At 61.4% G+C, this 22,839-nt stretch carries 21 protein-coding genes and 1 tRNA gene; 19 read left to right on the forward strand and 3 right to left on the reverse strand.

Translation table 11 applies throughout. The features are described 5' to 3' along the window. Positions 1-39: 39 nt before the first annotated feature. Positions 40-831: an HDOD domain-containing protein gene (locus tag GY725_11805; GenBank protein ID MCP4004871.1), complete on the reverse strand. Its 792-nt coding sequence runs from the start codon at positions 829-831 to the stop codon at positions 40-42. Then, positions 828-1,925: an HD-GYP domain-containing protein gene (locus tag GY725_11810; GenBank protein ID MCP4004872.1), complete on the reverse strand. Its 1,098-nt coding sequence runs from the start codon at positions 1,923-1,925 to the stop codon at positions 828-830. Before GY725_11810 ends, GY725_11805 begins: the two co-directional genes overlap by 4 nt. 107 nt (positions 1,926-2,032) lie before the next feature. Here GY725_11810 and GY725_11815 point away from each other — a divergent pair. From GY725_11815 to asnB, 9 genes are all read left to right on the forward strand, one after another. Continuing rightward, positions 2,033-2,109: transfer RNA gene (locus tag GY725_11815), tRNA-Asp, on the forward strand. 161 nt (positions 2,110-2,270) lie between these two features. Next, on the forward strand, positions 2,271-2,642 hold the full coding sequence (locus GY725_11820) for a winged helix-turn-helix transcriptional regulator (GenBank protein ID MCP4004873.1): 372 nt from the start codon (positions 2,271-2,273) through the stop codon (positions 2,640-2,642). A gap of 54 nt (positions 2,643-2,696) precedes the next feature. Next, positions 2,697-3,932: a putative sulfate exporter family transporter gene (locus GY725_11825; protein MCP4004874.1), complete on the forward strand. Its 1,236-nt coding sequence runs from the start codon at positions 2,697-2,699 to the stop codon at positions 3,930-3,932. A 45-nt stretch (positions 3,933-3,977) separates the two neighbouring features. Continuing rightward, a complete protein-coding gene (locus GY725_11830) occupies positions 3,978-4,334 on the forward strand; it encodes a rhodanese-like domain-containing protein (GenBank protein ID MCP4004875.1) in 357 nt (118 codons plus the stop codon). A gap of 7 nt (positions 4,335-4,341) precedes the next feature. Beyond that, on the forward strand, positions 4,342-4,719 hold the full coding sequence (locus GY725_11835; GenBank protein ID MCP4004876.1) for a rhodanese-like domain-containing protein: 378 nt from the start codon (positions 4,342-4,344) through the stop codon (positions 4,717-4,719). 115 nt (positions 4,720-4,834) lie between these two features. After that, positions 4,835-5,875 (forward strand): flippase-like domain-containing protein, encoded by a 1,041-nt coding sequence (locus GY725_11840; GenBank protein MCP4004877.1) that lies wholly within the window; start codon positions 4,835-4,837, stop codon positions 5,873-5,875. A gap of 141 nt (positions 5,876-6,016) precedes the next feature. Beyond that, positions 6,017-7,105: an acyltransferase gene (locus GY725_11845; GenBank protein ID MCP4004878.1), complete on the forward strand. Its 1,089-nt coding sequence runs from the start codon at positions 6,017-6,019 to the stop codon at positions 7,103-7,105. An 8-nt stretch (positions 7,106-7,113) separates the two neighbouring features. After that, complete coding sequence (locus tag GY725_11850) at positions 7,114-8,217, forward strand: DUF4185 domain-containing protein (protein ID MCP4004879.1); 1,104 nt, start codon at positions 7,114-7,116, stop codon at positions 8,215-8,217. Between the two features lie 45 nt (positions 8,218-8,262). Then, positions 8,263-10,194, forward strand: coding sequence for an asparagine synthase (glutamine-hydrolyzing) (gene asnB, locus GY725_11855; GenBank protein MCP4004880.1), 1,932 nt, complete (start codon positions 8,263-8,265; stop codon positions 10,192-10,194). On the opposite strand, the gene GY725_11860 is transcribed toward asnB, so the two are convergent. Next, positions 10,195-11,481 (reverse strand): replication-associated recombination protein A, encoded by a 1,287-nt coding sequence (locus GY725_11860; protein ID MCP4004881.1) that lies wholly within the window; start codon positions 11,479-11,481, stop codon positions 10,195-10,197. A 203-nt stretch (positions 11,482-11,684) separates the two neighbouring features. Between GY725_11860 and recN the strand changes: the two genes are divergently transcribed. From recN to frr, 10 genes are all read left to right on the forward strand, one after another. After that, positions 11,685-13,364 carry a DNA repair protein RecN gene (gene recN / locus GY725_11865; GenBank protein ID MCP4004882.1) on the forward strand — a complete coding sequence of 560 codons (1,680 nt, stop codon included), beginning with the start codon at positions 11,685-11,687 and terminating at the stop codon, positions 13,362-13,364. Positions 13,365-13,475: 111 nt separating this feature from the next. Further along, positions 13,476-13,847, forward strand: coding sequence for an FHA domain-containing protein (locus tag GY725_11870; GenBank protein MCP4004883.1), 372 nt, complete (start codon positions 13,476-13,478; stop codon positions 13,845-13,847). Positions 13,848-13,881: 34 nt separating this feature from the next. Then, positions 13,882-14,763 (forward strand): M23 family metallopeptidase, encoded by an 882-nt coding sequence (locus tag GY725_11875; protein MCP4004884.1) that lies wholly within the window; start codon positions 13,882-13,884, stop codon positions 14,761-14,763. Positions 14,764-14,834: 71 nt separating this feature from the next. Continuing rightward, positions 14,835-17,534, forward strand: coding sequence for a preprotein translocase subunit SecA (gene secA, locus GY725_11880; protein ID MCP4004885.1), 2,700 nt, complete (start codon positions 14,835-14,837; stop codon positions 17,532-17,534). Positions 17,535-17,549: 15 nt separating this feature from the next. Further along, positions 17,550-18,728 carry a bifunctional glutamate N-acetyltransferase/amino-acid acetyltransferase ArgJ gene (argJ, locus tag GY725_11885; protein MCP4004886.1) on the forward strand — a complete coding sequence of 393 codons (1,179 nt, stop codon included), beginning with the start codon at positions 17,550-17,552 and terminating at the stop codon, positions 18,726-18,728. Then, the gene (locus tag GY725_11890) at positions 18,725-19,432 is read left to right on the forward strand and encodes a histidine phosphatase family protein (GenBank protein MCP4004887.1); all 708 of its coding nucleotides are present in this window, start codon (positions 18,725-18,727) and stop codon (positions 19,430-19,432) included. The genes argJ and GY725_11890 overlap by 4 nt, the downstream gene beginning before the upstream one ends. A 247-nt stretch (positions 19,433-19,679) precedes the next feature. Beyond that, positions 19,680-20,651, forward strand: coding sequence for a 30S ribosomal protein S2 (rpsB, locus tag GY725_11895; protein MCP4004888.1), 972 nt, complete (start codon positions 19,680-19,682; stop codon positions 20,649-20,651). Positions 20,652-20,687: 36 nt separating this feature from the next. Further along, complete coding sequence (locus GY725_11900) at positions 20,688-21,542, forward strand: elongation factor Ts (protein ID MCP4004889.1); 855 nt, start codon at positions 20,688-20,690, stop codon at positions 21,540-21,542. Further along, complete coding sequence (locus GY725_11905; protein ID MCP4004890.1) at positions 21,539-22,252, forward strand: UMP kinase; 714 nt, start codon at positions 21,539-21,541, stop codon at positions 22,250-22,252. The genes GY725_11900 and GY725_11905 overlap by 4 nt, the downstream gene beginning before the upstream one ends. A gap of 16 nt (positions 22,253-22,268) precedes the next feature. After that, positions 22,269-22,838 carry a ribosome recycling factor gene (frr, locus tag GY725_11910; GenBank protein MCP4004891.1) on the forward strand — a complete coding sequence of 190 codons (570 nt, stop codon included), beginning with the start codon at positions 22,269-22,271 and terminating at the stop codon, positions 22,836-22,838. Position 22,839: the final 1 nt, after the last annotated feature.

A 22,839-nucleotide genomic window follows, 5' to 3' on the forward strand; every position in this document is an offset into this window, starting at 1 on the left:
GAGCCGTTTATATCATGTGCCGCCGCACAGTCGGAGACGTCAGAAGACGGAGACGACGTCCTTCATGCGAACCTGGAGTTCCTCGCGGATATCATGGATATCGCGTTCGTCGAGCCCCAGATCTTTCAGGAGTACGCCCCCAGAAGGTGCCGCATCCCGCCATCCGGCCAGCGGATTCTCGATCAGCGCGTGCGAGGCGTAGAGCAATTGCGCCAGTGGCTTTCCGAGGGGCGAGGCCTTTTCGGGCGTATCGTGGTGTTCAACTGCTTCTTTCAGAATGTCCGGGAAGTCCCATGCATCAGCTCGACTTGCCAGGCGTTGCCCGTGTGTTTCGGAGAAGCGGCTCTGTTCGAGTCCCGTCAGCATCACGTCTTCGTCGACCGACTTCCGAACGATCTCGGCGTACGCGTCTCCGTATTCCGCGAAGAGGTCGACGACGCCAATATCGTGAATCAGACCACCGAGATAGGCTTCGGACTCGAAAGGCAGGCCAAGCCAGCGCGCCAGGAGTTGTGCGCACACTCCCGTTTCCAGGCTGTGCATCCACAGCGCATCGCTGCTCACTCCGCCGATTTCGACTCCGCGCATGACGTCTGCAACCAACAAGGTGGAAGCGATCTGCGAAACGGTGCGGATCCCGAGGATCAACACGGCCCGTTCGAGTTGGTTGATCTTGCCTTCCATCCCGTAGAGCGCGGAGTTGGCGATCTTTACGACCTCGGTCGCGAGCTTGGGCGAACGCGCGACCAGATCGCGGAACTCCTCGAGATTCACGTCCGGATCTCGGGCCAGATTCAGAATCTCGCCCAGAAGGCTGAGCTCCAGGGTCATTCCGTTCTCGCTCGGTGGCAACCTTCGAGTGCCATCTGGAAGCTGAGAGAGTCCGACCCCAGTTCTGCAAGCTGATTCCAGAGCGACTCGGGTCTGGAGACGAAGAGAGCGACGAGCTCGGGATCCAGGTGCGAGCCCGCGCCCTGTTCCAGGCGGGAAATGGCTTCGGAGTGGGGCAGGGCCTTCTTGTACGGACGATCGGAACGAATGGCGTCGTACGCGTCGACGATCGCGAAGATGCGCGCGTGCAATGGAATGTCCTCTCCGGCCAGCCGCTCCGGATACCCGCTGCCATCCCAGGCTTCGTGATGCGAGGCGGGGATTGAACTAGCAGGTGCAAGGAAACTGATCTTGGACAGGATCTGTCTGCCCATCTGGGTGTGCTGACGCATCACCTCCCGTTCCCGATCCGTAAACGAGCCGGGCTTGAGCAATACGGCATCGGGGATTCCGATCTTGCCGATGTCGTGCAACAAGGCTCCGCGATACAGGTTTTCTGCTTCCTCGCCTTCGATTCCCAGTTCGATGCCCATGAGTGTCGAGTACAGGGCAACGCGTTGCGAATGACAGGCCGTTTCCTGTTCGCGAAGGTCGAGTGCGGACACGAGTGCGGAGAGTGTCTCGTCGTAGTTGTGGCGCAACCGTATCAATGCGGCACCCAGGTCCCGTGTATTGCGCCCGTAGTCCGCAACCAGCTGGGCATCATCGTCCGCCTGTTCGCGTCGCGACGAATGCCGGGCCAGCGCGCGCTCCAGGGTGTGGATCAATTCGACTTCGAGGGCGCTCTCGAATACCAGATCGTCTGCCTGCTCACGCCAGCAATCCCGCACCAGGACCGGATCGCTGTCATCTGCGGCGATCACAACCAGCGGGATCTCCGGAGTGCGCATGCGGTGGCGCCGCAGCACGCGAAGACCTTGGGCGAGTTCGCTCGATCCGATCAGCCGAATGGCGCAGTCATCGACCGCCTCCAGCGCCAATTCGAAGCGGCCCGCGACGACCATATCGATGCGTTGCTGGAGCGCCTCGTCCTTGCCTACGCCCAGTCGGGGCAGGCTTTCGGGCGATCCGGGGCCTTTAGACAGGTCATCCATCCTTTTTTGGATCGACGCGAGAGCCCATTTGCTGAAGGACGCGGGAACTCGGAGTCCCGGATCGGTTTGCACCGACGCGGCACCTGGGGTATCAAACTCGCCTCCGTGGGGCGGTAGTTCAACCGGCTAGAGCACCGGCCTGTCACGCCGGAAGTTGCGGGTTCGAATCCCGTCCGCCCCGCCACGGATTCCGGGATCACTCCGGCTTCCGTCCCGCGTGTGTCCGCCGCAGAGCCTGCGCGAATTCCCTCTGAGTGGGTTTTTCCCATCAGGCGGCTGCAAGTCACGTCCGCTCCATATTTCTGAGAGATTGATAATATGATCACTTAGGAATATGATTGAGCCATGACTCCTCGAAAAGCGAAGCACCCTCTGTTGAGCGATGAGGCCCTGCAGCTCGTGGCCTCGAGGTTTCGGGCGCTCGGCGACCCGACCCGACTGCGAATTCTCAACACCCTGATGCAGGGCGAGAGTTCGGTGCAGGGGCTGGTGGAAGCGACCGAACTGGAGCAGCCCAACGTCTCCCGCCATCTGGCCGTGCTTCGGCGCGAGGGCATCGTCGAACGGCGCTCGGAAGGCAATCGAGCTCTTTACGACATCCACGACACGAGCGTCGTGGAGGTGTGTCGCATCGTCTGTGCCGGGCTCTCCGGGCAACTGGTGGAGACACTCGACGCTCTGCCGAAAGAGCGGATGTGGAAGGGCGATGGCATCTAACCGCTCGGCTCCAGCCACTCACGGTTTCGACCCCGTGAGACTCGTGACGGTTCGATGACGGTTCGAAGGCCCGTTTTCGAAGACCCCGAGTTGTACCGCTGGGCGGGCAGCATGGAGGGGATTCCCGAATGGGGCGATCCCGCCGAGACCCACGAGGAACGCGCGAGTTGGAGCGCATGGCAGGTGCGGGGCAACCGCCTGTTCGAACTGACCGGAGCCCTCATGCCGGGTCTGGTCATCGCAAGCGCACTCGCCTTTCTGGGTGGTGCCGCTTCCAAGTTCCTGGGCTCGTCGATCTTCGGACTGGAAAAAAGCCCCATCAGTCCGATTCTGGTTGCCATTGCGGCAGGCCTCACAGTTCGAAACGCCATCGGCCTTCCCGCGGTCTACGAGGCCGGTCTCCACCTGTGTCTGAAACGCATCCTTCGCATCGGAGTCGCGCTTCTCGGAATCCGCATGAGCCTCGGCGCTGTCGGCGCAATCGGTCTCGGAGCGCTTCCTATCGTGATTGCGTGCATCGCTTCGGCGCTCCTGCTGGTCAGCTGGATCAGTCGCGCGGTCGGGCTACCGCCTCGGCTGGGAACACTGATCGCCGTGGGCACCGCCATCTGCGGCAATACCGCGATCGTCGCGACGGCACCCGCGATCGGCGCGGATGAGGACGAGACCAGCTATGCGGTGGGTACGATCACGATCTTCGGATTGCTGGCTCTCTTGACCTATCCCTTCGTCTCGCACTTTGTCTTCGCGGGTGATGCCAGGCTTGCTGGCTATTTCCTGGGTACGGCGATTCACGATACCGCCCAGGTCGCGGGTGCGGGCATGCTCTACGCACAACAATTCGGTGAGCCGGAAGCGCTCGATATTGCAACGGTGACCAAACTCGTGAGAAACGTCTTCATGATCGCCGTCATCCCGCTGATGGCATTTCTATACCACCGTTCTGATCGAAGCGCGGCGATGCAACGCCCGGATTTCAAACAGGTCGTTCCTATCTTCGTTTTCGGTTTCGTGGGCCTTGCGCTCTTTCGAACGCTCGGCGACCTCGGAAACGCTCCCTTCGGTGGACTGTTGACGTCGGAGCAGTGGAGCGACCTGATTGCCACCGCATCGACTCTGGCCACGTGGTGCCTCACTGTGGCGATGGCTTCGGTCGGGCTCAGTACGAACCTGAAGAGGCTGCGAGCGCTCGGTGTGAAGCCTCTCGCCGTGGGGATTGCGGCCGCGCTCACGGTGGGTTTTGTGAGTTCTGGGCTGATCCACGCGCTCGCACCGTGGATCGGACGCTAGGCTAGCTGGTAGGTCCGATCTCGGTCGGAAAAACGGAGGAGAAACATCGTGTCCAAGACCCCGCTTGATCTGGTCGCTGAGGCCAAGGCGCGCATCTCGACCTGTACCTGTCTGGAGGCGGCTGCGCGTCTTGCGAAGAATTCCGGGACTCTGTTGATTGACGTGCGCGAGCCCGGGGAGCACGCGGCGGGTGCGATTCCGCACTCGCTAAACGTCCCTCGGGGTGTTCTCGAATTCAAGATTGGCGAGGTGTGTTCGGATACTGACGCACCTGTCCTCGTCCATTGTGCCGGAGGCGGGCGGGCCGCTCTCGCTGTAGATGCGCTGCGCAAACTGGGTTACGCGAACGCAACCGCGATCGACGGTGGCTTCGCCGATCTCCTCGAGTCGGTCAAGGGATGACATGAGGTTGACCACACTATGTCTGCTGGCGGTTGGCTTGATCGGGTGCAGCTCGCAGCTCGTCGGGACCGGAGATATCTCGCAGGAAGAACTCCTCTCTCGCCTGAACGCGGCTCAGACACCGCTGATTCTCGACGTTCGAAGCGATGCCGAGTTCGCCCAGAGCCACGTTCCCGGAGCCTTGAATATTCCCCATGATCAGATGAGTAGCCGCCTCAGCGAAATCGATTCCCATCGCGATCGCGAAGTCGTCGTCTATTGCGAGAGCGGGCGGCGTGCGGGAAGGGTCACGGAGATCTTGAACGCTGCTGGCTTTTCCAATCTTCGCCATCTTGCGGGGGATATGTCCGGATGGCGCAACGCGGAGCTGCCTGTCGACAGGTAGCCCCGCTGCGGCTCAGGAACCCATCGCTGCGGAACTGCTTCGACCGTCATCAGCCGACACGTTCGCCGGAGCCACGCTAAAGTCGTTTGCATAAACGGACCGAGCCGAAGGGTGGATGTCGAAGTCGAGTGTCAAGAAGCTATTGCAGGCCGCGCTGGGGATCGGTCTGGTCGTGCTGCTCGTCTTTCTGGTGGAACTGGGCGAGACGCTCGCCATCTTGCGCAATGCTCGGCCGGGTTGGATTGCGGCAGGCCTTTCCATCACCGTCGTGAGTCGCATACTCATGGCCTACAAGTGGAATCTCCTGCTGAGGGCGCGGTCGGTCTGGATTCCGCAGCTCGAAATCCTGCGCATCTACTACATCTCCAATTTTCTGGGCATTTTTCTTCCGGCCACAGTGGGCATGGATGTCATTCGCGCGATCTTCACCAAGCGCGACGACAATAGCTATCCCGAAATCATCTCGTCGATCATCGTCGAGCGCCTGCTCGGGATGGTGATGATCGCGCTGACGGCCGTAGTCGGGTCGTTGATGCTGATCCAGTTCCTGATCGAAGTGGATCTCCCGATCACCAATGTCGTAACGCTTGCGGGAGGCGTGGTCAGCACCGCGATCCTGATGATCTTCGTGTCGTTTACGACCGGCTTTCGAATCCTGGTCGAACGCATTGCGAGTGCTTCTGGACGGGTGTCGTGGCTGGCGGGAGTTGCGGAGCAACTCAACAAGGTCTTCGGGTCGTACTGGGGCTATCGCTACCATCGAGTGGCCTTGCTCTCCTTCTGCGCCCTGACCGGACTGGAGATCGTCACGCTGATATTGTGGAATCACTGTCTGGGCCTGGCGTTGAACATCGATATCGACTTCATGCTCTTCGTTCTCGTGGTGCCCGTCGTCACACTGCTCTTGCGTCTTCCGATCAGCATTTCGGGTTTGGGTATTCACGAAGGAGCCTTCGTGTTCTTTCTCGCGCTCGTCGGCGTACCGAGGGAGGAGGGCTTTGCTCTCGGTATCCTGGCTCACGCGGTCGCAGTCACGGCCCTGCTTCCCGGCGGTCTCCTGTACCTGTTCCTGCCGCGCTATCGAGTGCAGCGAAACCGACCCGCGCCCGATGAACTCCTGGTGTCGGCCGCACAACCGAGAACAGAGGCTCCGTGATGCACTGGAAACGCTCAATATGTGAGGGCTCTCCGGTCGGAGCGCGATGCTCTATTGCACTGCGATCCTGGACGAGTTACCGACTCCCAGCTTCACGGCTGCGCGCGGTGGCTCGATTCCTAGCGAGGTGATGGCAAGAGAATGCGGAAATCCGACACAATCGATCCCGAAAACCTGATCCGCGAGCGTCTTTACGGAGGTGAAGTCAGCGTCTGGCGCAGGTATGCGCAACTGGTGAACGGAAACACCTCGATCTGGAACCTGATCAAATACGAGTTGATCATCTTCCTGTTCGGGCCCGTCCCCGGTGCGTTGGGTCTGGCTCTGCGCGGCGTGTTCTACCCGCTTCTTTTCAAGGAGGTTGGGCGAGGCGCTGTTTTCGGGCGCAATCTGGTCGTTCGCCACGCATCACAAATCACGATCGGGGCTCGAACGCTACTGGATGACGAGGTGCTGATCGACGCGCACGGTGGGGGCCCCGATGGCATCGTCCTCGGGGATGAGGTCGTGGTGAATCGCGATGTGCTCCTGATCGCGAAGTCGGGTCCAATCCGAATCGGCTCGAAGAGTGATGTGGGTGCGAGAGCCATGGTCATCTCGACCGGTGGGATCCGGATCGGCAGCAGTGTTGCATTGGCGGGTGACTGCAAGATCGGGGGCAGTGCGATCAGGCTCGAAGGGGATCCTCTGGATCGCGAAAAGACCACCGATGGCCCGGTCGAGATAGAAGACGGCTGTACGGTCTTCACGAATGCGATCGTTCTGGATGGAGTTCGGGTGGGGCGCGGATCGGTCGTGGGGGCGGGTGTGATCGTGCGGGACGACATCCCGGAACAGACGATTCTCGCTGCGCATCAAAAACTCGTCCGTCTCGGTCGCGGTACGAAAGCAGACCGTCGAAAAACCGAAGAGGAGCGGCGGTTCCAGGCCGATGAACCGGCGACCGACCGTCGCGCCTCGATCGTCAATGCAGTGTTCGCCGCGATCGATGAGGTCAATCTCATGAGCGCCTCGAGTACCGCTCTAGGCAAGTCCCTGGATACGGAACTCACGGAGGTCGATTCCATGGATCTCGTGAACCTGGTCGTGGAGACCGAGCAAAGGCTCTCAACGTCGCTGGGAATCGAGGTCAACCTCAGTAGTTCTGGGGTGCTAGGTGGTGACGATGACGTTCCCTGGACACTGAGCGCCTTCGTGGATCGTATCGAAGCGCTCCTGTCGGGTTCGTGAAGATCGCGGTGCTCATGTTTTCTCTGATCGCCCTGGTGGGCGCGGCTGGCTGTGGGCAACGGAATAACGCCGAGGAGATCGACGCTCCTTTGGCCCCCAGTTCGTCCATCGCTGGCGTAGCGTTCGACTTCTCGACCCACCGGAAGCTGGCTCCCGGGAGCGACAACTGGCCCATGACCTGGTCGGATGACGATCACCAGTATTCTGCATGGGGCGACGGAGGCGGCTTTGACGGGACCAATAGCAAAGGGCGAGTCAGCCTGGGTTTCGCGCGCATCGAGGGACCTCCCAGCGACTACAGAGGCTTCAATCAGTGGGGCGGTGCAAACGCGGCCAGCAGTGCCGAGTTCGACGGCAAGTCGTATGGGATACTCAGCGTCGGCGGTGTGCTCTACGCCTGGATTGGTCCGGGATCCGGAGCCGATAGTTATCGCGAGGCTCGACTGCATCGTTCGACCGACAAGGCTCGCACCTGGACGGCCGCGGATTGGAGTTACGTTGCAGCGGACGGCGTCATTCTTCCCGCGATCTTGAACTACGGAAAGGACAACGCGGCTGCGCGCGACGAATTCGTCTACCACTACTTCATCGGACTTCAGAGGTTCTCGGAGGAGTCGAAGCTCGGGGTTCAGCGTCCCGGAGAGATCTTCCTGGCGCGTGTTCCCGAAACTCGAATTTTCGATGCTGCTTCACACTACGAGTGGTTCACCGGAACGGATGCCGACGGAGCGCCGAAGTGGAGTTCCCGTATGTCGGAGAAGCGGCACGTCTTTTTCGATCGCAACGGCGTGGGCTTCTCGCTGAGCGTCAGCTACAACTCGGGTTTGAAGCGCTACATCCTGTGCACGGAACATACGAGCAGCTTTGAAGGCAATCTCGGGATGTTCGATGCACCCGAGCCCTGGGGGCCATGGACGACAGTTGCGTATCTGAACCGGCGCAATGGCACGGAGTTCGGCGCGGGAAGCAAGATCGCCCGCCAGACTTTCTTCTGGAACTTCGCGCCCAAGTGGGTCACAGACGATGGGAAATCCTTCACGCTCGTGTTCACGGGCATAGGGGAAAGCGATGCCTGGAACACGCTCCAGGGTTCGTTCTCCCTGGTCGACTGATGTCGGCGATGAGTTGCTCGGTTCCGGGAATGGAAGACTAGTCGCATGTGTGGAATCGCAGGTATCGTGGACCCACAGGGAGTTTCTCGAGACGCATTACAGGGCATGATGCAGGTGTTGAGGCACCGGGGGCCCGACGACGAGGGAATGCTCTTGAAGGGCTGCGTGGGGTTCGGTCATCGGCGGTTGTCGATCATCGATCCCGAAACCGGGCAGCAACCGATGTCGAATGCGGACGGCACCGTCTGGATCTGCTTTAACGGCGAAATCTATAACTACCGAGAGCTCAGGGCAGAATTGGAACCTCACTGCTCTTTCGCGACCAATAGCGATACGGAGGTGATACTGCGCCTCTACGAGCGATACGGTGAGGCGTGCGTAACCCGGTTGAGGGGGATGTTCGCGTTTGCGATCTACGATCACGCCCGCAGGAAACTTTTTGCCGCCCGCGACCATCTGGGTCAGAAACCCTTCTACTATCACCACGATGCTGACACTTTGCTGTTTGCGTCGGAGATCAAGGGTCTCCTGGCAGCCAAGCCAGCGCTTCGCGAGATGGATCCGAACGCGCTCTACGAATACCTGACCGTTCGCATCGTCGCGCCGCCCCGCTCGATGTTTCGGGCAGTTCGCAAGTTGCCGCCCGCGCATACGCTGACCTTCGAGAACGGCCAGGTCGAGGTGAAGCGTTTCTGGAGTCTGGACTTCAATCGGAAACTCTCTCTCTCGTTTGATGAAGCAACGGATGAGCTGGAGAGGCGCTTTCTCGAGTCCGTGAAGTACCACATGGTCAGTGATGTCGAGGTGGGTGCGTTTCTCAGTGGCGGTCTCGACTCGAGTCTGATCGTGGCCATGATGAGCAAGGTCTCTGAAAACCCGATCACGACGTTTTCCGGAGATGTTCCCTATGAGCGGTACAGCGAACTGCCCTACGCGAATCTTGTTTCGCAGCGCTTTGGAACCAACCACCATCCTCTGACCATCGAGCCTTCGCTCGTGCGCATGTTGCCGAAGCAGGTCTGGCATCTCGATGAGCCCTCGGACCCGCTTTCCCTGTGCGTCTATCACCTGTCCGAACTGGCGAGCAAACACCTGAAGGTGGTTCTCGGAGGTGATGGCGGAGACGAACTCTTCGGAGGCTACGATCGCTACTACGGCAACTCCTATGCCTCCTATCTCGCACTCTTGCCGCAAGCGGTTCGCAAGCGCGTGTTGGAACCGCTGCTCGGTCTCATGCCAGCGGGATTCTGGTATCGGAGCGTGAGTCACAAACTGCGCTGGATCCTCGATATGTCCTACCACCGGGACGGCTCCAGATACGCCAAGAGCCTCAGCTACTTCTATTTTTCCGATCGCTATCGCGACTCTCTATACACCGAAAAGTTCAGGAGCGAGGTGGCGGCGTTCGATCCCGAGGGGTCCATCAAGCAGTATTTCGATACGGACAACGCCAGCGAACTGGTCGATCGTATGCTTCATTCCGACAGCATGATCCGCATGCCCGATCATCCGGTGATGATTCAGGACCGAATGACAATGGCTCACGGGTTGGAGGCTCGGGCTCCGTTTCTCGATCACAAACTGGCCGAGTTCTGCGCTCAGCTACCGCCCCGCTTCAAGGTCAAGAGGAACAAGCTTCGCCGCATTGAGCAGGAACTCGGACGTCGCCACCTGCCCGCGGAGTTGTCTCGGCGCAAGAAGCAGGGCTTCTCGTCGGCATTGCCGTATCTGCTCGCCGACGAATTTCGCACCCTGTACGACGTGCTGCTGTCCCAATCTCGTCTGGTTGCCGAGGGCATCTTGCACAAGGCGGCGATCGACGAACTTCTGAAGGCTCATCTCGAGCATCGGGCAGATCACGGCAATCGGCTCTGGCTGCTGTGCAATTCCGAGATCTGGTATCGGATGTTCATCGACGGCGAGTCTGTCGACGCGTTGCAGGAGACCCTGATGCGAGGATCCGCAGACCGATCCTAGTCACCCGTCCTTCGAGTGACGGCTTGCCTGGGACTCGCCCGGATTCCGGTCGTCATCCCAGCGTTTTCTCTGTCGTTCGGCGATAGGGGCTTCAGCGCCTTCTTCGGATGGTTCGTAGTAGCGAGCCTTCGTCAGTCGATCCGGCAGGTACTGTTCGCGCACGAAGTGTGCGGGGTGATCGTGCGGGTACTGGTAGCCTTTTCCGTAGCCCTCTCGCTTCATCAATTCGGTGGGCGCATTGCGCAGGGGCATGGGCACCGGAAGGGCGCCGTGTTCGCTCACGTCTCCGGTGGCGCGATCGAGTGCGAGCTTGCTCGCGTTGCTCTTGGGCGCCGAGGCCAGGTAGGTCGCGCACTGCGAAAAGATCAAACGACCTTCCGGCAGGCCTACGCGATCGAAGGCTTCGGTCGTGGCGACTGCGAGCGAGAGCGCCTGCGGATCGGCGTTGCCGATGTCTTCCGCGGCGAAGATCAGCATGCGACGTGCGATGAAGCGCGGATCCTCGCCCCCTTCGAGCATGCGTACGAGCCAGTAGACCGCGGCATTGGGGTCGCTGCCTCGCATGCTCTTGATGAACGCGCTGATCACGTCGTAGTGCATATCGCCGGACTTGTCGTAGTCGGGCAGTCGCGCCTCGACGGCGGCTTCGATCGAGGCGCGATCGATACGCTTCTCGACACGATCGGCCGCGGTGTCGAGCAGGCTCAACGCACGTCGCGCGTCGCCCTGTGAAAGACGGCCCAGCAATTCGAGGGCTGCGTCGTCGATCGCGAGTTCGCGCTCGCCGAGTCCGCGCTCTACATCCTTCAACGCGCGCGCGACGATGCGTTCGAGCGCCGCATCGTCGAGGGCCTTGAGAGTGAATACCTGACAACGCGAACGAAGCGCCGGGATCACCTCGAAGCCGGGATTTTCGGTGGTCGCACCGATCAGCGTGAAGACGCCGCGCTCGACGTAAGGCAGTAGAGCGTCCTGCTGCACCTTGTTGAAGCGATGGATCTCGTCGATCAGAAGGGCTGTTCGGCGCCCGGCCGCCTGAGCCTGCTCGGCTCGAGCGATGGCTTCGCGCAGTTCTTTGACGCCCGAGAGCACCGCCGATACCGCTTCGAAGCGCAGATCGGCGCGCTCGGCGAGCAGGCGAGCCAGGGTGGTCTTGCCCGAACCCGGGGGGCCCCAGAAAATCGCCGAAGGCAGTCGCCCCTGGCCGTGGAGCACCGGAGCCAGCGGTTTTCCCTCGCCGAGCAGGTGTTGCTGACCCTCGAAATCCTCGAGTCGGTTCGGCCGCATGCGTTCCGCAAGCGGCGCATCGGCGGCCCTCGCGTCGGAGTTCGGGCCGGTGCTGGCGGTCAGGCCAGGTTTTGAAGAATCCTTGCGAGGGAATAGTTCCACGCGCCCAGTCTACTCCCGTGAGGCCCGTCGGGGGAGCCCGTCGCTTGCTCGACGCGAGGCCGGGTGGCACTGTTGCGCTGTGGTCAAGGTGGGGGAACGCGTTGATCCAGACGCTCCGTGTGCGAAATCTCGCGACGATTGAAGAACTCGACCTGGAACTCGGCGACGGTCTCAACGTGTTGACCGGGGAGACGGGTGCCGGTAAGTCGGTGCTCTTTGGAGCCATCGGCATGCTCTCGGGCCGTCGCGTGTCGAGTGAGGTCGTGCGCACCGGTGCTGCTGAAGCTCGGGTCGAGGCGGTCTTCGACGCCGTCGCTCTGCTCGAGCGCGCGCGCGAACTGGGACTCGCTGGCGATGAGGACGATCAGTTACTGGTCGCGCGCAGCGTTTCGCGCGAGGGGCGAGGCAAAGTCCACGTGAACGGGCGGCTCGCCACGGTCGCGATGCTCTCGGATCTCCTCGGCGACGCACTGGAGATCGTCGGCCAGGGGGAGCACCAGCGCCTTCTGCGTCCCGAGGTCCAGGCGGAGTTGCTCGACGGCTACGGTGAACTCGAAGCACCCGCCGCCGAAGTTCGCGAGCTCTACGCGCGCTGGCGAGTGATCGCAATCGAGTTGCAGGAAAGACGCGCCCGCGCGGCTGAACTCGCACGTCGCGAGGACCAGTTGCGTTTCGAGATCGAGCAGATCGACCAGTTGGATCCTCAGCCCGGTGAGCTTGCAGCGCTGGACGAGGAGCTGGCCCGCCTGGGCCATGTCGATCGTCTGGGGCAGGCGAGTGCGTCGGCTTCGAGTGCACTCGAAGCCGACGACGGCGCGCGAGCGCGGATCGGCGCGGCCCGAGCGGCCCTGCGACAGGTTTCGGAACTGGACCGGTCGCTGGGCGAGATCATCGATGGGCTGCAAAGGGCGGCATTGGAACTCGAGGAAAGCGTCGGCGCTCTCGAGCGCTATTCGGCTTCGCTGGAATCCGATCCGGCCAGGCTGGCTCGGGTGGAAGATCGCCTGGCAGAGCTGCGGCGTCTGCAGACCCGCTACGGACCCGACGAAGTCGCCATCCTGGCCTATCGCGACAATGCCCGGGCAGAACTCGATGCGATCGGCGGGGGCGAGGCGCGCAACGCCGAGCTGGAGGCCGAACAGGCCGAGCTTGCCGAGCAGATCGACGCTTCTGCGCGCAACCTCACGCGATTGCGGCGCGCGGTGGGGGATGACCTCGAGAAGAAGATCGGGAAAGAGTTGAAGGCGCTGGATCTCCAACGCGCCCACTTCGGCGTCGCGCTCGAGGTCGTTTCGGCGAAAACGCCCGACGGACTCGAAGCCCCGTCAGGTCCCGGTGGGCGCGAGCGCGCCTGCTTCATGCTGGCGGCAAACCCCGGAGAAGAGCCCAAGCGTCTGCGCGATGCCGCATCTGGCGGTGAGTTGTCGCGTCTGCTCCTGGCCCTGCGCAATGTCTTGCGCGATGCGGACCGCGAGCGTGTCCTGCTCTTTGACGAAATCGATGCCGGCCTGGGCGGGGCGACTGCCAGCCGGGTAGGGGAGCGGCTCCGGGCTCTGGCCTCCCGGCATCAGATCGTCTCGATCACCCATCTGCCACAGGTGGCCGCTTTGGGCAGCACGCATTTCCGCGTGGTCAAGCAGGTGCGGGGAAAACGCACCCTGACCGGTGTCGAGACTCTCCAGGGGTCCGAGCGTGTCGACGAGATCGCGCGTATGGCCGGAGATGGCAAGCTCAGCAAAGTCGCGCGTGCGCATGCGCGGGAACTTCTGGCGCAAGCCTGACGCACCTCCCGGGTCGGTGTGTGACCTGAATCCTCAAGTTTCTGGGTCCGCAGCCGATTTCTAGAATCTGAGTACTGGTTTGCGCCGGTTTGTGCACGCAGAAGGAATCCCATGGCCCAGGGAGAAGTCGGCTCTACGAGTGAACTCGCCCCACCATCGGCGGCGACATGCGCGATTGTTCGCGTGGAAAGTGGCTTCTACGAAGGACTCGAGTGGTCTCTGCACCGTTCCAGCACGGTGATCGGACGTGGACGACACGCGGATCTCCTCTTGAACGAAGCGACGATCTCTCGAGCCCACGCACTGCTGGGGCGAGATGGAGAACGCGTTTTCGTGCAAGACCTGGGCAGTACGAATGGCACGCTCGTCAACGGAACACGAGCGGAGCGCCAGGAACTCGAAGACGGGGATGAGCTGACCATGGGTCGGCTCATCCTGCGAGTGCGAATTTCAAATGCAGAAGAGGTTGCGGTCGGTGTCTAAGCGCTCGACAGACAGGAACGAGGTCGTCACGTTCATGTACGTGCCGGACCAGACGGCCGCGATCAAACGCTTCAGCATCAGACGAACGACGATCCAACGCGCATTGATCGCACTTTCGGTCGCCGCCGCGGCGTTTCTGATCATGTCGATCGACTACGTGATCGCGCGTATCGAGTTGAGCGAACTCGACGACCTTCGCGCCGAAACGGTCGATCAGCGCAATGAGATCCAGGATTACGTAGACCGGGTCGACCGCATCAAGGAACGCCTGGCCAAGATCAACGGCATGGAGCGCAAACTGCGCGTGATCACGAACCTCGATCCGGCCGATCCACGACCGCTTCCGGGGATCGGCGGAACGGACGGCGAGCTGCTGGGAACGGAGGATCTGGCCTGGCTCTCGCGTACCAAACGGCACCAGCAACTCAAGGACAGTCTCGATCACCTGACCCAGGCTGCTGGGGTTCAGGAAGAAAGCCTGTCCAATCTGATCATCCACCTCGAAGGCCAGACGGCGAGGCTTCTACACACTCCCTCGATTACTCCGACGACGGGCTGGATTACTTCCTCTTACGGCTATCGATCGTCTCCGTTTACCAGCAATCGCGAGTTTCATCGCGGTCTCGATATTGCCGGACGTCAGGGCACGCCGATTCTCGCACCGGCCGATGGCAAGGTGCGATTTGCGGGTCAGAAGCGCGCACTCGGCAATGCGGTGCGCCTGCAGCACGGCTACGGCATAGAGACCATCTATGGCCACCTGTCGGAACTGCTGGTCAAGCCCGGCGAGAAGGTCAAACGCGGTCAGAAGATCGCGCTCATGGGTACGACGGGTCGCAGTACCGGGCCTCATCTTCACTATCAGGTGATGCTGAATTCCAAGCCCGTAAACCCGCGAAACTACATGCTTGACTGATTCTGGCTGAGCGCAGGGCCCTGCCGTATACTCCAGCGCCTGCCATTCCACAGTGACGTTTGGAGGTTCCCATCGCCGGCTTCCTAAAAAAGATCTTCGGGTCTGCCAACGATCGGCTCATCAAGAAGCTGCAACCGGCCGTCGACGAGATCAATTCGCTCGAGCCCAGGTACGAGCCGCTCTCCGATGACCAGTTGCGCGCTTGCACCGCCGATCTGAAGCAGCGCGTCGAGAAGGGCGAGTCGCTCGACGACGTTCTGCCCGAGGCTTTCGCGCTCGTGCGCGAATCGGCCAAGCGCACCCTGGGCCAGCGCCACTACGACGTTCAATTGATGGGCGGCATGGTGCTGCACGAGGGCAAGATCGCGGAGATGAAGACCGGTGAGGGCAAGACACTCGTCTCGACCCTTCCGGCGTATCTGAACTCCCTGGCTGGCAACGGCGTGCACGTGGTCACCGTCAACGACTACCTGGCGCAGCGCGACTCGGAGTGGATGGGTGCGGTGCATCGCCTGCTCGGCCTGAATGTCAGCTGCATCCTGGCCGGTATGGGGGATGCCGATCGCCGCGAGACGTACCAGGCGGACGTGATCTACGGTCAGAACAACGAGTTTGGTTTCGATTACTTGCGCGACAATATGAAACCGACGCTCGACCTGTACGTACAGGGCGGGCACGACTTCGCGATCATCGACGAGGTCGACTCGATCCTGATCGACGAGGCCCGCACTCCGCTGATCATCTCGGGTCCGGTCGATGATGATCCCGAGAAGTTCCGGCGCATCGACAAGATCATTCCGAAACTCATCTCCGACGAAGAGAACTTCTCGATCGATGAGAAGGCCAAGCAGATCACGCTGACCGATGAAGGGGTCTCGGCGGTGGAGAAGGTGCTGAGCATCGACAACCTCTACGCGCCCAACCACATGGAAACCCTGCACGTCGTCCAGAACGGCATGCGCGCGCACGCGCTCTACAAGTGCGATGTCGACTACGTGGTGCGCGAAGGCCAGGTCGTGATCGTCGATGAGTTCACCGGTCGTCTCATGGAGGGACGACGCTGGAGTGACGGCATCCATCAGGCCGTGGAGGCCAAGGAGAAGGTCCAGGTTCAGAACGAGAGCCAGACCTACGCATCGATTACCTTCCAGAACTATTTCCGCATGTACGAGAAGCTCTCGGGCATGACGGGAACTGCAGATACCGAGGCGCCGGAATTCCAGTCGACTTACGGCCTGGACGTGGTCGTCATGCCGACGAACCGTCCGATGGTGCGCAAGGATTTCGACGACGCCGTCTATCGCAGCCGGTCTGAGAAGTGGAACGCGGTCATCGATGAAATCGAGGAAGGCCACAAACGCGGCCAGCCTACGCTCGTGGGAACGATCGCGATCGAGACTTCGGAGATGCTCTCGAAGAAGCTCAAGAACCGCGGTGTTACCCACAATGTCCTGAACGCGAAGCAGCACGGCCGCGAAGCCGAGATCATTTCCCAGGCCGGTCGTTTCGGTGCGGTGACGATCTCGACGAATATGGCCGGGCGCGGGACCGACATCGTGCTGGGTGGAAACGCGGAGATGATGCTCAAGAGCCGCGGGCTCGATCCGCTGGCCGAAGAACACCGCGAGGAATTCGCGCGCCTGTCGGAAGCCTGCGCCGAAGAACGCGGGAAGGTTCTCGAAGCCGGCGGTCTACACGTACTGGGAACCGAGCGGCACGAGTCGCGCCGAATCGACAATCAGTTGCGTGGTCGTTCCGGTCGCCAGGGCGACGCTGGTTCGTCGCGCTTCTTTCTGTCCCTCGAAGACGATCTGCTGCGCATCTTCGGCGGAGAACGCATTGGCCCGCTGATGCAGCGCCTGGGCATGGAAGAGGGCGAGGCGATCGAGGCGAAGATGCTCTCTGGCGCGATCGAACGCGCTCAGCGCAAGGTCGAGACGCGTAACTTCGACGTTCGCAAGCATCTGCTCGAATACGACGACGTCATGAACAAGCAGCGCGAGAGCATCTACACGTGGCGACGCGCCGTGTTGGGCAATGAGGCGGTGGAGGAAGAGTACCGCGAACTGGCTCGCGAGCTGGTCGAAGATCACGTAGAGCTGCGTCTGCCTGAAAAGGGCGAGCGCGACGAGGAAGCTCTCCTGCACGAAACCCAGAGTCTGTTCGGAGTCGAGATCGATCCCGCCGATGCGGCGTTTTCCGAGGAAGCCGATCGAGAGAAGACCCGGGAGCGCCTGCACGAACTGGTGGAGCAGCGCCTACAGGCCCAGATCCAGATGTTCGTCGATCTGGAAGAGAAATACCCCGATCTGAATCCGCCCAATTTCGATTCCTTCGGGCGGCAACTCCTTCTGCAGGCGATCGACGTGCTCTGGAAGGAGCACCTGCTCGCCATGGATCACATGAAGGAAGGCATCGGGCTGCGCGGGTACAGCGGCAAGGATCCCAAGCGCGAATACCAGCGCGAGGGCTTCGAGATGTTCGTCGAGATGACCGATCGCATTCGCGCACGTGCTGTCGAGCAGCTGTATCACGTGCAGTTCGAAGTACCGGACGTGGATCGATTGGAGCAGATACGCAACCAGGAGCGCGCCAAGCGCGAGGCCATGGAGCGCCGTCTGCAGGAACAGCACGCCGCTTCGCCGGACGAGGCCAACGCGCCGATTGCGCAGCAGACCGTCGTACGCGAAGGCAAGAAGGTGGGTCGCAACGACCCCTGTACCTGCGGTTCAGGAAAGAAATTCAAGAAGTGCTGCGGCGCCGCAGCCTGACCCTGGAAAAAACACATGGCCGTACGCATTCCGGGCTTCCGGGCGTCGGGAATCAGCTGTGGGATCAAGCCGAGCGGAGCGCTCGATCTCGCGATCATCGAATCGGACCGGCCGGCTAACGTCGCGGCCGTCTTTACGCGCAGTCGCGTTCCCGGTGCGCCGGTCGTCATTTCGCGACAGCGCGCTCGCCGGGGAGTGGCCCGGGCCATCGTCGTGAACAGCGGTATCTCCAACGTCGCCATGGGCGAGCAGGGTTTGCGCGACGCGCGAGAGATGACGATTTTGACCGCGCGCGAACTGGCTGTACCGGTCTCGCAAGTGCTGGTGGCCTCGACCGGAGTGATCGGTCAGCCGCTGCCGATGAACAAACTGCGCGAGGGGATTCCCCGGGCCGCACGGGGTCTGTCGGAGGCCGGTTTTTCAAGGGCCGCGCGCGCCATACTGACGACGGATCTCAAGTCGAAACTCGTCACGTCGAAGAGGCGAGGTTTTTCGCTGCTCGGCTTCGCCAAGGGTTCGGGCATGATCCAACCCGACATGGCCACGATGCTGGCCTACGTGGTGACCGATCTTGCAGTCGAGACTTCGTTTCTGCGCGAGGCTCTCAAAGAAGCCGTGGGCCCATCCCTCAACTCGCTGACGATCGATGGAGAGACGAGCACCAGCGATACGCTCGTGGTCATGGCCAATGGCGCAGCGGGCAATCGACCGCTGACGGCGCGCTCGACCCGCGCGCGCGAGTTTCAGCGCGCGCTCGGCGACGTCTGTTCCGAACTTGCCGAGAAACTCGCGCTAGACGGCGAGGGAGCGACACGCATCGCCACCGTCGAGGTGACCGGCGCTCGGAGTCATCCGGCCGCCGATCGGGTCGCACGCAGCATCGCCAACTCGGCTCTGGTCAAGACGGCGTTGTTTGGCGCAGACCCGAACTGGGGACGCATCGTGCAGGCGGCGGGTGCCGCCGGTGTTCCGTTCAGACAGTCGCAGCTCGCGGTTCGAATTGGCGGTGTGCAGATGCTGAACAAGGGCGAGCCCTGCGGTGGCGCACGAGCGCTGCATCGGGCAGAACGAGCCGTCAAGCGCAAGCGGGTCGCGATCGAGGTTTCGCTCGGTACTGGACCGGGGCGCGCTCGCATCCTGACGACGGACCTCAGCTACGAGTACGTGCGCATCAACGCGGAGTACACCACGTGATCGAACTCGTGCTCGTACGTCACGGTCAACCCGACTGGGAGCCCGAGGGTCGTGCCGTCGACGAACCAGAACTCACTTCTCTGGGCCACCAGCAGGCGGAGTCGGTCGCAGAAGCGCTGGCCGGAGAGCATTTCGACTCCTTGCACGTGAGTCCGCTGCTTCGTACACAGCAGACCATGGAACCGATCGCCCGGCGGCTGGGCATGGAGCCGGTGAGCGAATCCTGGCTGGCCGAGCTGCGCCTGCCGCCGCTGGAGGGCAGTACCTCCAAGGAAGTCCAGGAGTTCTTTGCCCACGCGAATGCGCGCGAACTTGAGCACTGGTGGGATGGCCTGCCGGGCGGGGAGAGCTTCCGGCACTTCTATGAACGCGTGACCGGCGGCGTGGAGAATTGGCTGGACGCCAGTTGTGCTGCCCGGATCCATGAGGACACGGCCCATCGTCTGTGGACGCCCGCAGAGCCGCAGAAACTGCTGATCGTTGCCCACGAAGGGACCAATGCCGTGTTGATTTCCCACCTACTGGGAATCGAACCGGTTCCCTGGGCCTGGCTGCGCTTTCGCACCGCCTGGTGCGGAATCAACCGAATCCAGATGGCCGAGGTCGCAGGTGGCTGTGTGTGGACCCTGCGCAGTTTCAACAGGATCGACCACCAGGCGCATCTGCCGCCGGAGCACGGCTTGCCGATTCCGCTCCAGCCCTGATTTTCCTGCTAATTCGGGACCTTAGACTTGAGCCCCTGCGCTGGCTCTGCTATATCAGCCCAGTTCGCAATTCACACGCCCCGTCCGTTTTCGGGTTCTGCGATCCCACCGCGGAGGAAGACGGCGGTCACCTCTGAGGAAGAAGCACCGCCGCCAGGCGTCGGTGTTCCAGGCCGAGGGGCGGAGGCAAAAAACCCGAGTCGCAACGGACCGCGAGTTCGTGCGGCACACTTCGGAGAAATTCTCGATGTCGACTTCCCCGGAAACACCCGCTGCAACACATGCCGTCACGATGAGGGAATTGCTCGAGGCGGGTGTCCATTTTGGACACCAGACCCGCCGCTGGCATCCCGCCATGAAGCCGTTCCTTTACGGGGAACGCAACGGCATTCACATCATCAACCTGCAGCTGACACTGCCGCGCTTCCGCGAAGCACTCGACTACGTGCGCGATACCGTCGCGTCTGGTGGCAAGGTGCTGTTCGTTGCGACGAAGCGTCAGGCGCAAGACATCATTGCCGAGAAAGCTCGCACCTGCGGTATGCCATTCGTCCACCGACGTTGGCTAGGCGGCATGCTGACCAATTTTCGCACGATTCGAAAAGGAATCGATCGCTACAAGGAATTGAACGCGCTGCTCGCCGACGAGGAAAACTCGGCGGGTCTGAGCAAGAAGGCGCGCTCTCGACTCGCCCGTGAGCAGCTCAAGCTGCACAAGGCCTTCGAGGGCATCGCGGATATGGAGCGCCTGCCTGATGCCATCTTCATCATCGACGTGAAGCGCGAGGCGATCGCGTTACAGGAGGCGCTGCGACTGCAGATTCCCGTAATGGCCATCGTCGATTCGAATTGCGACCCGCTCGGCGTCGACATGACGATTCCCGGAAACGACGACGCGCTGCGTGCGATCTCGCTGTACTGCGAGAAGGTCGCAGAGGCCTGCAATGAGGGCGCGGAGGCGTTCAACCAGCGCGTGCTCGAAGAAGACAAGGCCACCGCGGTTCAGGAAGAGGAAGAGGCTCCGAAGGCGGGCAAGCGCGTGGTCGAGATTACGCAGCCGGCACGGCGCCCCGCGCGCATGGAACGCATGGCGGAAGAGCGCAAGAAGGAGGAAGAGGCTGCAGTCGCCCCTGAGGCGGCCCAGCCCGAAGGTGAGGCCGCCGCAGTGGGCGCGGCACCCACGGAGCCCGAAGCAGAGCCCGAAGCGAGCGCAGACTGATCCACGTTTGGCGCACGGGAACAGGAGACAAGAGCAGTGGCGGAGATAACGGCAGGACTGGTCAAGGAACTGCGCGAAAAAACGGGCGCGGGCATGATGGATTGCAAGAGAGTGCTCGTCGAAGCCGAGGGTGACCTCAAGAAGGCCGGCGCTCTATTGCGCGAGCGCGGTATTGCCAAGGCGGGCAAACGGGCCGGGCGCGCGACGTCAGAAGGTCGCGTGATTGCCAGGGTGAGTTCGGACGGCAAGGTCGGTGCACTCGTCGAGCTGAATTGCGAGACGGATTTCGTGGCGAAGACCGATGACTTCGAAAAGCTCGGCGAGGATCTCGTGCAGCGAGTTCTGGCCGACGCCCCCACCGATAACGATGCCCTGTCGGCGTTGCCTGGCGACGCCGGAACGATCGGCGACCAGATGGTCGCTGCGATCGCAAAAATAGGTGAGAACATCCAGATGCGACGCTTTACACGTCTCGAAGCGGAGGCTGGCGCCGTTTCTGCGTACATCCACGCGGGCGGAAAGATCGGAACTCTCGTGTCCGTATCTGCGGACGATGCCAAAGCGGCTCCGGTCGCGGCACTGGCGCATAACGTGTGTATGCACGTCGCCGCAATTGCGCCTTCGGGCCTTTCGCGGGACAGCCTTTCTAAAGAATTCGTCGATCGAGAGCGCGAGGTCTTGACCAAGCAGGCTGAAGCGGAAGGAAAACCGGCCAATATCATCGAAAAGATGATCGATGGTCGTCTCAACAAGTTCTTCAAGGAGGTCGTCCTCCTGGAACAGCCACTGGTCATGGATGCGGACAAAACCGTGGGTGCTGCGGCCAAGGAAGCCGGAGCCACGGTGGACGCCTTCGAACGCTTCCAGTTGGGGGAAGAGATCGAGGAATGAAGCCCGTCTACAAGCGCGTTTTACTGAAGATATCGGGGCAGAGTCTCGCAGGCGACGAGAGCTTTGGTATCAGCACAAACGCCATCATGCAGACCGCCCAGGAGATCTACGAGGTCAGCCAGCTCGGCGTCGAAATCGGCGTGGTCTGCGGCGGCGGCAACATCATCCGAGGGGTCACGGCTTCGGCCGAAGGCCTGAACCGCACGGCGGCCGATTACATGGGCATGCTGGCGGGCGTGATGAACGCACTTGCCCTTCAGGATGCGCTCGAGAAGTGCGGCGTTCCCACTCGGGTAATGTCGGCGATCGAAATCAAGCAGGTGGCCGAGCCGCATATTCGGCGCAAGGCCATCCGGCACATCGAAAAGGGCCGCGTGGTGATCTTCGCGGCGGGGACCGGCAATCCGTTTTTTACCACCGATACCGGAGCCGCCCTGCGAGCCATGGAGATCGGGGCGGAAGTTCTTTTGAAGGGAACACGGGTCGACGGCATCTATGACTCGGACCCCGAGAAATTTCCCGACGCGGTGTTCTATTCGACGGTCACGTATCGGGACTTCATCGAACGCAACCTCGGCGTCATGGACAGCACCGCGATTACTCTGTGCCAGGAGCACAAGATGCCGATCGTGGTGTTCAACATGAGCGTCCCTGGAAATATCCTCAAGGTGGTCGGCGGCAACGATCTGGGCACCTCGGTGAGGGCGTGATCAAGGAGAAGGGAAGATGGCAGAAGAGGATCTAGAACTCGTCGACGCCGAAGCACGAGAAGGCATGCAGAAGAGCCTGGACGGACTTCATCACGAACTCAGCAAGGTTCGGACAGGCCGTGCAAATCCCATTCTGCTCGAAGGTCTGCAAGTCGAGTACTACGGTGCTTCGACGCCGATCAAGCAACTGGCCACGATCTCCGCGCCAGAGCCCCGTCTACTGACGATCCAGCCCTTTGATACGACTGCGATCAACGAGATCGAACGCTCGATCCTGAAAGCGGATATCGGCCTGACTCCCTCGAACGACGGCAAGATCGTTCGCGTGCCGATTCCCGAGCTGACCGAAGAGCGCCGCAAAGACATGGTGAAGCAGCTCAAGAAGATCGGTGAAGAACACAAGGTCGGTGTGCGCAGCGCCCGGCGAGATGCGATCGCCATGCTCAAGGATCTCCAGAAAGACAAGACGATCAGCGAAGACGACGCCAAGAAGGCGCAGAAAAAGACCCAGGCGATGACGGACGAGTTCGTCGCGGAGATCGACAAGGCGATGGAGATCAAAGAGGAAGAGATCCTCCAGATCTGAC

The sequence above is a fragment of the bacterium genome (genome assembly GCA_024226335.1).
In the GTDB taxonomy this organism is placed as follows: domain Bacteria; phylum Myxococcota_A; class UBA9160; order SZUA-336; family SZUA-336; genus JAAELY01.

Coding starts and splice junctions, on each gene's coding strand:
- GY725_11805 (MCP4004871.1), bottom strand. CDS start 831: ATGACCCTGGAGCTCAGCCTTCTGGGCGAGATTCTGAATCTGGCCCGA.
- GY725_11810 (MCP4004872.1), bottom strand. CDS start 1,925: ATGGATGACCTGTCTAAAGGCCCCGGATCGCCCGAAAGCCTGCCCCGA.
- GY725_11820 (MCP4004873.1), top strand. CDS start 2,271: ATGACTCCTCGAAAAGCGAAGCACCCTCTGTTGAGCGATGAGGCCCTG.
- GY725_11825 (MCP4004874.1), top strand. CDS start 2,697: ATGACGGTTCGAAGGCCCGTTTTCGAAGACCCCGAGTTGTACCGCTGG.
- GY725_11840 (MCP4004877.1), top strand. CDS start 4,835: ATGTCGAAGTCGAGTGTCAAGAAGCTATTGCAGGCCGCGCTGGGGATC.
- GY725_11845 (MCP4004878.1), top strand. CDS start 6,017: ATGCGGAAATCCGACACAATCGATCCCGAAAACCTGATCCGCGAGCGT.
- asnB (MCP4004880.1), top strand. CDS start 8,263: ATGTGTGGAATCGCAGGTATCGTGGACCCACAGGGAGTTTCTCGAGAC.
- GY725_11860 (MCP4004881.1), bottom strand. CDS start 11,481: ATGCGGCCGAACCGACTCGAGGATTTCGAGGGTCAGCAACACCTGCTC.
- GY725_11870 (MCP4004883.1), top strand. CDS start 13,476: ATGGCCCAGGGAGAAGTCGGCTCTACGAGTGAACTCGCCCCACCATCG.
- GY725_11875 (MCP4004884.1), top strand. CDS start 13,882: ATGTACGTGCCGGACCAGACGGCCGCGATCAAACGCTTCAGCATCAGA.
- argJ (MCP4004886.1), top strand. CDS start 17,550: ATGGCCGTACGCATTCCGGGCTTCCGGGCGTCGGGAATCAGCTGTGGG.
- rpsB (MCP4004888.1), top strand. CDS start 19,680: ATGTCGACTTCCCCGGAAACACCCGCTGCAACACATGCCGTCACGATG.
- GY725_11905 (MCP4004890.1), top strand. CDS start 21,539: ATGAAGCCCGTCTACAAGCGCGTTTTACTGAAGATATCGGGGCAGAGT.
- frr (MCP4004891.1), top strand. CDS start 22,269: ATGGCAGAAGAGGATCTAGAACTCGTCGACGCCGAAGCACGAGAAGGC.